Origin of the sequence: Nitrospira sp. (assembly GCA_016873435.1) — a bacterium.
In the GTDB taxonomy this organism is placed as follows: domain Bacteria; phylum Nitrospirota; class Nitrospiria; order Nitrospirales; family Nitrospiraceae; genus VGXF01.
The window spans coordinates 1-9,899 of record VGXF01000019.1; the positions used below are offsets into that span (position 1 = coordinate 1).

A 9,899-nucleotide genomic window follows, 5' to 3' on the forward strand; every position below is an offset into this window, starting at 1 on the left:
CCATCCAGCGGGGTACGTGGCCAACGCCGCATGCGGTGCGGGTGAAGGTGGCGGTGGTTGAGGAATTAGACTATTTGAAGTACACCGTGCTTGCATTGCAGGGCGGTAGCCCCGGACAGCAGCTCTCAATGTCCAAATTGCTTACGCGGCACATTGCGGACTGCAAATTGGAGATTGCGAACAAAGAAAACATGCTAAATGATCGGCTGGACGTCATGATTGGCCCCTTTATCGGTCCGTTGGCGCATCTGTTCAAGCAATTAGATGCCTGGATGAACGAATCCAAGTCCGCATTGCGTCAGGAAATTCGAGAAAAATTAAAACTCTAGCACGCTCCTCTCCGCTCGCAAGGCCTGTTGATAACCCTGTGGGCAAGTAGTTGTAATCGTACAGTCCCCCATCTGGGACAGGGCTATGCGCGGGACCATTGGGTGATCGATTGTGGCCTATTACTGACTTGCCACAAGGTGTAGCGAGTTTTGGTCTGCTGAGTAGAAATGGATCAGAACTGGCAGGAGGCTGCGGACAGGCTGTGTACGTAAAGAGCAAAAATCATGCAAGCGCGGTGGGGCTAGTCAAGTTGAGAAAAGCCTTGTGACACCAAGAAGAATTCTTCTCAAAACAGTTCGCGGTAGCGTTTGGAATGCACGCCGGACTCATCCGTAAAGCCAATTGCGCCTTTGTCGGGATGTCCGGTGTCGTGTAAATCAACTCGATAATGCCCACGCACATGCTCCATCGCGATTTCAAATTGGACGGCACCCGGATAGAGCTCGCCCGGCGCATGGGCGCCGCGTGATAGGACACCAATGGCTTCAGCCGTCGCATATTTGGTGTCCGAAAAGATGAAAATGTCCGCCACGACGTGCTCACCGAGCTTGTGCTTGTGCGTGGTGGGCGGCAGCATGGTCGCCAACGTATTGGCGAGGCGAGCTTCGCGGAACCGTTTCAGCAGGCCGGCCACCTGGCTGTCCGTGGCCTGTGCCGGAACCAGCACGCCGATCGCGTTGAATTCCTTTACAGTCGTCTTGACCGTGAACATGACCGGCGATAGGTCGCCTTCGTCCATCAGCGACTTGGAGGCCAGTTCCGGATTGGTCGGCGCTTGCGTTGGTTTGCCTTTCGGTGTGGCGAGCCAGATGAGAAACCACAGACCGAGAATGACGGAGAGGATGACGACCAACGGATGGGCGCCAGCACGCTCGCCCTCCACGTAGGGGCCGTTCTGATTGTCGGATGGGGGTGACGGGTTAGGTTCCATGGGCCACTACGCGGGTCGCGACGAGAGTTTTTTCTTGGCTTGTTCCCATAGGGCGTCCATCTCGGTTAGCGTCATCGAGTCGAGTGGCCGGCTCTGCCGGGCGGCTTCCGCTTCGATATAATGGAAGCGGTCGGCGAAGCGGTCTGTAGCCCGCCGCAACGCATCCTCTGGATTCACCTTGAGAAAGCGCGCAAGATTAACTAGCGAGAACAGTACATCGCCCATTTCATCTTCCAGGTGCCGCTGCGCCGTAGCAGTCGGTGTGGTGCCCCGCTCGCGGAGACCGTAGGCGTCGGTCAGTTCTACAATCTCTTCCTTCACTTTGTCCATGACTTGATGCACGCCGTCGCCGTTCTGCGGCCAGTCGAACCCGACGCGTGAGGCCCGGGCCTGGGTTTGGAAGGCCCGCAGCAGCGCGGGGAGTGTTTTGGGCACGCCATCCAACGCGGACTCGGCCCGGCCAGATTCCTTGCGCTCGTTGCGTTTAATCTGCTCCCAGTTCGAATAAACCTGATCTGGTGTCAGCGCGTCGTCCTTCTTCTTATCGAAGACGTGCGGGTGCCGGCGGACCAGCTTATCGGCCAGGACCTGCATGACGTCGTTGATCGTGAAGGTCTTCCGCTCGGCCGCGATTTGGGCGTGGAAGAGCACTTGCAGCAGAATATCGCCGAGCTCTTCTCGGAGTTTCGGCTCATCCTGCTGGTCGATTGTCTCCAGGACCTCGTAGGTCTCTTCCAGCAGATACGGCTTGAGCGAGTCGTGCGTCTGCTTGCGGTCCCATGGGCAGCCGTCCGGCGCCCGGAGCGCCGCCATCAATCGCACAAGTTCGTTAAACCGATCCGACATCGAAAGCTCTCCAACCGGCCGGCATTATACCTGTTTCAATAGGCTGTGTCGCTTGCGCAACACTCGACCCTATGATAGCGTACACGCGGACTTTCTGAAGCAATCGCATGGCAGATAAGGAACACGAACAAAGCTTTGTCGTCCGCGACAAGCGGGGACGCGGGGCGGATGAGCCGGCGCCGGCCGGCTCTGCTGCGACTCCCCCGTCGCAAATGGCTTCGGAGCCGCCAGACGCCGGCCAAGCGCACGAGCACCACCATCCGCCGGTGACCTTTTCGACGTTTGTCTTTTCGCTCAGTACCTCCGCACTCATGCTCATGGGCGAGCAGCTGGATCCACGGCAGGGGAAGATGCCGGTTAATCTGCCACAGGTCAAGGAAATCATCGACATCCTGACCGTGCTCGAGGCCAAAACGAAGGGCAATCTGGACCAGGACGAGCAGGCGATGCTGACGGACATGCTGTATGCCTTGCGCATGAAGTATGTGGATCTTGCATCGGGGAAAAAATCTCCTTCTGTTTCGTGAGCTCGTTCTCAATTCGACGGCCGTCGCCTCCCGTGTTTGAGATATCCGGTATGCGGACCATTCCCCAAAACATCGTTAGCCCGTTTGTCGTCACCATGCTGTGCGCAAGCGGACCGGTTCGGGCTGCAGATGCTCAGCCCGATGTCAAGGCACGTGTGGCGTCGCCGCCCTATGCGGAAAGCTATGGCACCACGCGCGCGCTGATCAAACGGCATGGGCTGCCATCTGTCCGACGGTCGCAGGAGTCCTTGTCTGTGACGCCTGATTTTTCCGAGGCAGTGGTGTCGGGGGTCCCCCAGTGGTACCGCAATTTCCACGTCGCATGGGTGACCGCCGACGTGGGAGCCAGGTTCTGATGCCGGGGCTCTTCGATCTGCCGGTAGAACAGAAGGACGCATCTGTCCACTCGGATAGACTGTCCCTGACGCAGCCGGGCGACTACACGGTGGACCGTGACCGGCGCCGGTCCCACTGGACGCCGATCGGGATCGTGTCACTACTGCTCGTTCCCTGCCTGGCGCTCACTTATTACTACGCGCAGTACACCGTGCCCGGCGTCGGGGAGAGCGAAGGGCTGCTGCCCGATGCGAGCACGGCCTTTGTGCTCCTGCTGTTCAATCTGGATCTAATTGGCCTCGTCATCCTCTCGCTGCTGCTATCCCGCAACCTGATCAAGGCGTATTTCGAGCGGCGGCACAAACTAGTCGGGTCGGGCTTCCGCGCCAAGCTTGTGGCGGCATTCATCGGGTTTGCGCTGATTCCCACGGTGCTGCTGGCGATCGTCGCCAGTGGGTTGGTCACCAAAGCCATGGATGTCTGGTTCAACGAGCAGATCGAGCAGGTGCTGAAGGATTCTGAGGATCTGGCACGCATCCAGCACGAAGGCCGCGTCAATCTGGCGATCAACCATGCGCGGGCCATCAGCCGCGAAATTTATCGCGAAGAATGGATGAAGCGCGATTATCGCGATCTGCTGGTGGCTGGCATGGCACGCAAGCGTGCGGAGCACAATCTGGCCGGCGTGGAGGTCTATTCGGCCAAACAAGAGTTGTTGACCAAGGCGGCCGATCCGCACGTGGCACCCGCCGTGCTCGAGCTGCCGATCGGGCAGTTGGTGCTGCAAGTGATCAGCGCCGGACAGGAGATGACGTCCGTACAGGAGGCGCAGAGTGGCCGGCTGGTCCGGGCTGGCGTCCCCATCGCCTCAAACGCGAAACAGGGCGAACTCGACGGCGTGGTGGTCGTGGACGCCTACGTGCCGGAGTCGTTGCTGGCCAAAATGGAGAGCATTTCCACGCAGTACACCGAATACCGGCAGATCAAGGCCATGCAAACGCCGATTAAGGTGGCGGCCTATCTGTTCGTGGCCGTGATCACGGTTATGATTCTGTTTGGCGCTACCTGGTTTGGGTTCTATGTCGCGCGCGGCATCACGGTGCCAATCCAGCGGCTAGCCGAGGCTACGGAAGCCATCGCGCATGGTGATCTGAACGTGCGGATCAAGGTAAAGGCAACGGACGAGATCGGGACGCTAGTGGAGTCGTTCAATCGCATGACCGACGATCTGCGCTCCAGCAAGACGAAGCTGGAGGAGGTCAACGTCTCGCTGCGGCAGTCCAATACCGAGCTGGACCGCCGACGCGCCTACACAGAGGCGGTGCTGGCGACAGTGGCGGCGGGTGTGCTGTCCATCGACCGCAACGGCGCCATTACGACCGTCAATCCGTCGGCCGAGCGCATCCTCGGCGTCTGGGGCGACCGGCTCAAAGGCCGCTCGGTCAGCGAGACCTTCAAAGAACTCAAGCTTGATCTATTCCAGACAGCCTATGATCGTATTCTCACCAACGCGCTCGATACGCTGACCGCGGAGGGGGCGGTGGAGGTGCAGGGCAAGTCCATGACCACCGTGCTGAACCTTTCACGCATGCGGGATGAGGCGGGCAACGACCTCGGTTTCGTCCTCGTGTTTGAGGACCTGACCGAGCTCATGAAGGCGCAGAAAGTGGCGACTTGGAAGGAAGTGGCTCAGCGTATCGCGCACGAGATCAAGAATCCGCTGACGCCGATCCAACTGTCCGCCCAGCGCCTGCGGAAGAAATTCGACGAGAAGGCGCTTGACTTCAATAATGTCTTTGAGGAGTCCACGAGCGTGATCATCAGCGAAGTCGGGGCACTGAAGCAGATGGTAGACGAGTTTTCAAAGTACGCGCGGATGCCCGTGCCGCAGATGGCGCGGCAGTCGCTGCACGACGTGGTCCGCGAGGTGGTGGCACTCTATCGCGCAGCCCACCGGGGCGTGCAGTTCCAGACGGAGTTGGACGAAGAGCTGCCCCACATAAATTTTGACCGCGAGCAGATCAAGCGTGTGTTCCTCAACCTGCTCGACAACGCCGCACAGGCAATGGAGCAGAAGGGCCACGTGACGATCACGACCAAACACGACGTGAAGCGGCGGCGTGCCGTTGTGACCGTGGCGGACGACGGGCCGGGCGTGAATCCAGAAGATCAGGACAAGCTATTTCTGCCGTACTTCACGCGGAAGCGGACGGGCACAGGCCTTGGACTAGCCATCGTCCAGCGCATCATCACCGACCACGAAGGGCAGATCCGCGCCGGCCGCAACGAGCCGCGGGGCGCGGTGTTTACATTTGAATTACCGACCTAAGGAGCAATGGTTGATGACCGATGGCTTATGGCCGATGAAAGGCCCCGCGTACATGAACCATTATCCATTACCCATCATTCGTTGAGAGGTTGAGCAATCATGGCAGAATCGATTTTGATCGTGGACGACGAACCGGCGATCCTAACCGCACTGAGCAAGATCCTGGAGGATGAGGGCTATCACATCGCCACGGCCAAAAGCGGACAGGAGGCCTTGACGGCGCTGGCCAACGATCCGCCCGACCTCATGATGCTCGACATCTGGATGCCTGAATTAGACGGCATCGAGACGCTCAAGCGCTCGCGCGAGCAGGTGCCGCAGGTGCAGGTGCTCATGATGTCCGGGCACGGCAACATCGAAACGGCGGTCAAGGCCATCAAGCTTGGCGCGTACGACTTTATCGAGAAGCCGCTCTCACTTGAAAACGTCATGCTGCGTGTCCGGCACGCGCTCGACCAGCGCCGCCTTCAAGAAGAAAACAAAACACTCCGCTACAAAGTCGAGCGGCAGTTCGAGCTGATCGGTACCTCGCCGGCCATGCAGCAGCTGCGGGCGCTCATCACGACCGCCGGACCGTCCAACGCCCGCGTGTTGATCGGCGGCGAAAACGGCACGGGGAAGGAGCTGGTGGCCCGCGCCATTCACCAGCACAGCCCGCGTGCGGACAAGCCGTTCACGGCTGTCAATTGCGCGGCGATTCCTGAAACGCTGATCGAAAGCGAATTGCTGGGGCACGAGAAGGGGGCCTTCACCGGCGCCACCGGGCAGAAGCGGGGCCAGTTCGAGCAGGCCAACAGTGGCACGCTGTTCCTCGACGAAATCGGCGACATGAGCCTCAACACTCAAGCCAAGGTCCTGCGCGTGCTCCAAGAACAGCAGTTCATGCGCGTGGGTGGGACCAAGGCAATCAAGGTGGACGTGCGGGTGATCGCCGCGTCCAACAAAGACTTGCAGGCCGAAATCAAGAAGGGTAATTTCCGTGAGGATCTGTATTACCGGCTCAACGTAGTGCCGATCGAGGTGCCCCCGCTGCGCGAGCGCAAGCAGGACCTTCGGCTCCTCGTACAGCATTTTCTCAAGACCCATGCGGAGGAGCAGAAGGTGAAGCCGAAGGGCATCACAGCCGAGGCGCTGGTAGCGCTGGAGCAGTACGACTGGCCGGGGAACATCCGCGAGCTGCGCAACCTGATCGAACGGCTCATGATCATGGTGCCGGAGGCGACAGTTGAGGCCGCGCACATCGGGCCGCTGATACAGTCGCGCTCGTCGTCGGTAGGCGGAGCGGCTACCGCGTCCAGCCCCCTGACGAGCAACAACTACGATTCGCTGAAGGACGCACGCAACGCCTTCGAACGAGACTACATCAGCCGCAAACTCCGGGAGCATAACTGGAACGTCTCCAAAACAGCGGATGCGTTACAGATCGAACGCAGTCATCTGCATCGCAAAATTAAACTGCTCAGCGTTGAGTTGCGTCACGAGAGCTGAGAAATCTGACGTTCCAACGATTAAGCCTGTCATCACTTGGCTATGCCTGCCCCATCTCTCATGGTGACCATCGACAAGCTTGTCCAGGGCGGGCGGGGGCTGGCACGCCATGACTCTCAGGTGCTATTTGTGCGAGGAGCGATTCCAGGCGAAACGGTTTCCGTTGCCCTTGGCGCGAAGCATAAGAGCTATCAGGAGGCGGCGGTTCAGGAGATCGCCGCGCCGTCGCCGGAGCGAACCCCCGCGCCCTGCCCAGTTTATGAAATTTGCGGCGGCTGCCAGCTCCAGCACATTGAGTATGAAGCACAACTTCGATTCAAGCGCGAGATCCTGGCCGAGACGCTCGCACGTGTCGGGAAACTCCAGATTGACGTTCCCCCCATAATCCCTTCGCCCAGTCCCTATGGCTACCGCAGTGCGGTGCGCTTCGTCGTGTTTCGCGGCCAGCGTGGCATGGCATTGGGATTTCGTGAGGCAGGCTCGCACCAGCCGGTTGAGGCGGCGGGCTGCCTGCTCGTGCCAGAGGCGATGCGAAAGACGATCGGGGAGATTGCTGATCGTCTGGGGCGGGTGAGCCGGTTGCCGGGTCAGGTGGAGTCGCTTGAAGTCCGACGGTCGGTGGCCCTCGGCTCGACGCTGTTGTCCTGGCGGACCGGTCCAGCCACGCGTTCACAGGCAGCGCAATTGTTTTCGCTTTGTCAGGACGTGCCGGACATCAGTGGGCAGGTCGTCACGGCGGAGAACCGCGGGCGCTGGGTAGCGGGACAGGATTGGATCGCCGACCGGTTGGGCGAACTGCAGTTCCGCATCACGGACGGGTCGTTTATGCAGGCCAACTGGCCGTTGCTCAGCACACTTTCACAGACCGTGAATGAATGGGTGAATCCGTCACAGGGGCCGCGCGTCCTTGAATTATATGCTGGCATCGGTGTGCTGGGGTTGCCGCTTGCGCGGCGCGGCGCGCTGGTTACGGAGGTGGAAAGCAATCGCTGGGCATTGGCCGATGCACGCCAGACAGCCAAGGTCAATCATATCGGCCGGTGCCGGTTCCGCCATCAAAAATCCGAAGAGTGTCTGGCTGCCACAGAGACGGGGGAGTATGACGCGGTCTTGATGGATCCGCCGCGCACCGGCTTAAGCCCGGACGCTCTGCGCGGCTTGCTAGCACTGACCGTGCCGCGGATTTTTTATCTTTCCTGCGATCCGGCCACGTTGGCGCGCGATCTGGGAAAGCTCTGCGCGGGCGGCTATTGTGTGAATCGTCTCCGGGCCTTCGACATGTTTCCCCAGACCGCGCACATCGAGACTTTAGTGGAACTCGCGCGTTGACCCCTGTGTCTGCCTCTTGTATGATCGTTCTGCCGTTGAGTGTGCATCGGTCGCCGTTCAGCATTTAAGGCATGACAACCTACAAGCAATCGGGTGTGGACATCGATGCCGGCAATGAATTCGTGCAGCGCATCAAACCGGCCGTCCGCAGCACCTTCCGCTCGGAAGTTCTGACCGACCTCGGCGGCTTCGGCGGGCTCTTCAAACTTCAGACCGACAAGTACAAAGAGCCAGTTCTCGTCTCCGGCACTGACGGCGTCGGAACGAAGCTGAAAATCGCCTTCCTAGTGGATAAACATGACACGGTTGGCATCGATCTCGTGGCGATGTGCGTCAATGACATCGCGGTCAGTGGGGCTGAGCCACTGTTTTTTCTCGATTACTTTGCGACGGGCAAGTTGACGGTCGCCAAGGGTGAAGCGGTCGTGCGCGGGATTGCTGAGGGATGCCGGCAGGCTGGCTGCGCGTTGATCGGCGGGGAGACGGCAGAGATGCCGTCGTTCTATCCTGACGGAGAGTACGACCTGGCCGGTTTTGCTGTTGGCGTGGTGGACAAGCCGAAGATTATCGACGGTTCGACGATCAAGCCCGGGGACCTGCTGGTGGGGCTGGCCTCCACCGGTCTGCACAGCAATGGCTTTTCGCTGGCGCGGCGCGCGCTCTTTGACGACGGCGGCCTCAGCGTCCGCAGCAAGCTGGTGGATCTCGACCGCCCCCTGGGCGAGGTGCTCCTGACGCCGACGCGGATTTATGCGAAGCAGGTGCTCACGCTGGCAGCCGAATTTCCGGTCAAGGGTATCGCGCATATCACCGGCGGCGGGCTAACGGAAAATCTCCCGCGTGTGTTTCCAAAGAATTGTCGCGCACAGTTGCGTCGCGGCGCGTGGCCCATACCGTCGATCTTTTCGCTCATTAAAAAGATCGGGCGGGTGGACGACATGGAGATGCACCGCGTGTTCAACATGGGCATCGGGCTTGTGATGATCGTGCCGGCGCAGCATGCCGAGGCTGTGCTTGCTAAAGCCGCGGCGCTGGGCGACAAGGGCTATGTGATCGGCGAGATGGTAGCCGGCGAACCGGGCGTGGAGTATGTCTGAAGGGATGGGCCAGAGGCTTGAGGCTAGAGGCGAAAGGCTACGTGTAGGCGTACTCGCCTCCGGACGGGGGTCCAATCTCCAAGCCATCATTGACGCGATCGAAGCGGGAACATTACGCGCGCAGATCGTCGTTGTCCTCAGCAACAAGAAAGACGCCGGAGCGCTCGACCGGGCGCGGAAACACGGTCTCACCAACGTCTTCCTTGACCCCACGCCCTTTGCGGGGCAACCGGATGCCCGAGCAGCTTACGACCGTGCCGTGCTGGATGTGCTCAACAAGCATGAGGTCGAGCTGGTGCTGCTGGCCGGCTACATGAAGATTGTCACCTCCGTGTTGATCAGCGCATACGAAAACCGCATGATGAACATCCATCCGTCACTCCTGCCGTCCTTCCCTGGTTTGGACGTACAGACGAAAGCCATCGCGCATGGCGTGCGGTTCTCCGGCTGCACCGTGCATTTTGTGACGGAAGGTGTAGACGAGGGACCGATCATCATCCAGGCGGCGGTGCCGATCCTTGAGGGCGATACGCCGGAAGCACTGGCTTCGCGTATCCTGGTGGAGGAGCACAGGATTTTTCCGAAAGCCGTGCAGCTCTACGCGGAGGGGCGACTGGCAGTGGATGGCCGCATTGTACGCGTACGCGGCGCGTCCCACGCAACTGGTTCCTTAACCAATCCGGTGT

9 protein-coding genes are annotated in these 9,899 nt (G+C 60.0%); 7 read left to right on the plus strand and 2 right to left on the minus strand.

Annotated elements, in window-relative coordinates:
* Positions 1 to 616 precede the first annotated feature (616 nt).
* Both FJ248_08305 and mazG read right to left on the minus strand, forming a co-directional pair.
* A complete protein-coding gene (locus FJ248_08305; protein MBM4120880.1) occupies positions 617 to 1,261 on the minus strand; it encodes a hypothetical protein in 645 nt (214 codons plus the stop codon).
* A gap of 6 nt (positions 1,262 to 1,267) precedes the next feature.
* Complete coding sequence (mazG, locus tag FJ248_08310) at positions 1,268 to 2,107, minus strand: nucleoside triphosphate pyrophosphohydrolase (GenBank protein ID MBM4120881.1); 840 nt, start codon at positions 2,105 to 2,107, stop codon at positions 1,268 to 1,270.
* Positions 2,108 to 2,319: 212 nt separating this feature from the next.
* Here mazG and FJ248_08315 point away from each other — a divergent pair, with 212 nt between their 5' ends.
* The 7 genes from FJ248_08315 to FJ248_08345 form a co-directional block, all read left to right on the plus strand.
* Positions 2,320 to 2,634, plus strand: a complete 315-nt coding sequence (locus tag FJ248_08315; protein MBM4120882.1) for a DUF1844 domain-containing protein — start codon at positions 2,320 to 2,322, stop codon at positions 2,632 to 2,634.
* 50 nt (positions 2,635 to 2,684) lie between these two features.
* Entirely contained in the window at positions 2,685 to 2,990 is a 306-nt protein-coding gene (locus FJ248_08320; protein MBM4120883.1) for a hypothetical protein, read from the plus strand.
* Positions 2,957 to 5,299, plus strand: coding sequence for a HAMP domain-containing protein (locus FJ248_08325; GenBank protein ID MBM4120884.1), 2,343 nt, complete (start codon positions 2,957 to 2,959; stop codon positions 5,297 to 5,299). The genes FJ248_08320 and FJ248_08325 overlap by 34 nt, the downstream gene beginning before the upstream one ends.
* 99 nt (positions 5,300 to 5,398) lie before the next feature.
* Complete coding sequence (locus tag FJ248_08330; protein MBM4120885.1) at positions 5,399 to 6,787, plus strand: sigma-54-dependent Fis family transcriptional regulator; 1,389 nt, start codon at positions 5,399 to 5,401, stop codon at positions 6,785 to 6,787.
* Positions 6,788 to 6,829: 42 nt separating this feature from the next.
* Complete coding sequence (rlmD, locus tag FJ248_08335) at positions 6,830 to 8,116, plus strand: 23S rRNA (uracil(1939)-C(5))-methyltransferase RlmD (GenBank protein MBM4120886.1); 1,287 nt, start codon at positions 6,830 to 6,832, stop codon at positions 8,114 to 8,116.
* A 71-nt stretch (positions 8,117 to 8,187) separates the two neighbouring features.
* Complete coding sequence (locus tag FJ248_08340; GenBank protein ID MBM4120887.1) at positions 8,188 to 9,213, plus strand: phosphoribosylformylglycinamidine cyclo-ligase; 1,026 nt, start codon at positions 8,188 to 8,190, stop codon at positions 9,211 to 9,213.
* 4 nt (positions 9,214 to 9,217) lie between these two features.
* The coding region (locus FJ248_08345) for a phosphoribosylglycinamide formyltransferase (GenBank protein MBM4120888.1) at positions 9,218 to 9,899 on the plus strand (682 nt) is incomplete at its 3' end.

Excerpts from the sequence above, each read along its gene's own strand:
- FJ248_08340 (MBM4120887.1), top strand. The coding sequence starts at position 8,188 with ATGACAACCTACAAGCAATCGGGTGTGGACATCGATGCCGGCAATGAA.
- FJ248_08320 (MBM4120883.1), top strand. The coding sequence starts at position 2,685 with ATGCGGACCATTCCCCAAAACATCGTTAGCCCGTTTGTCGTCACCATG.
- FJ248_08330 (MBM4120885.1), top strand. The coding sequence starts at position 5,399 with ATGGCAGAATCGATTTTGATCGTGGACGACGAACCGGCGATCCTAACC.
- FJ248_08305 (MBM4120880.1), bottom strand. The coding sequence starts at position 1,261 with ATGGAACCTAACCCGTCACCCCCATCCGACAATCAGAACGGCCCCTAC.
- mazG (MBM4120881.1), bottom strand. The coding sequence starts at position 2,107 with ATGTCGGATCGGTTTAACGAACTTGTGCGATTGATGGCGGCGCTCCGG.
- rlmD (MBM4120886.1), top strand. The coding sequence starts at position 6,830 with ATGCCTGCCCCATCTCTCATGGTGACCATCGACAAGCTTGTCCAGGGC.
- FJ248_08325 (MBM4120884.1), top strand. The coding sequence starts at position 2,957 with ATGGGTGACCGCCGACGTGGGAGCCAGGTTCTGATGCCGGGGCTCTTC.
- FJ248_08315 (MBM4120882.1), top strand. The coding sequence starts at position 2,320 with ATGGCTTCGGAGCCGCCAGACGCCGGCCAAGCGCACGAGCACCACCAT.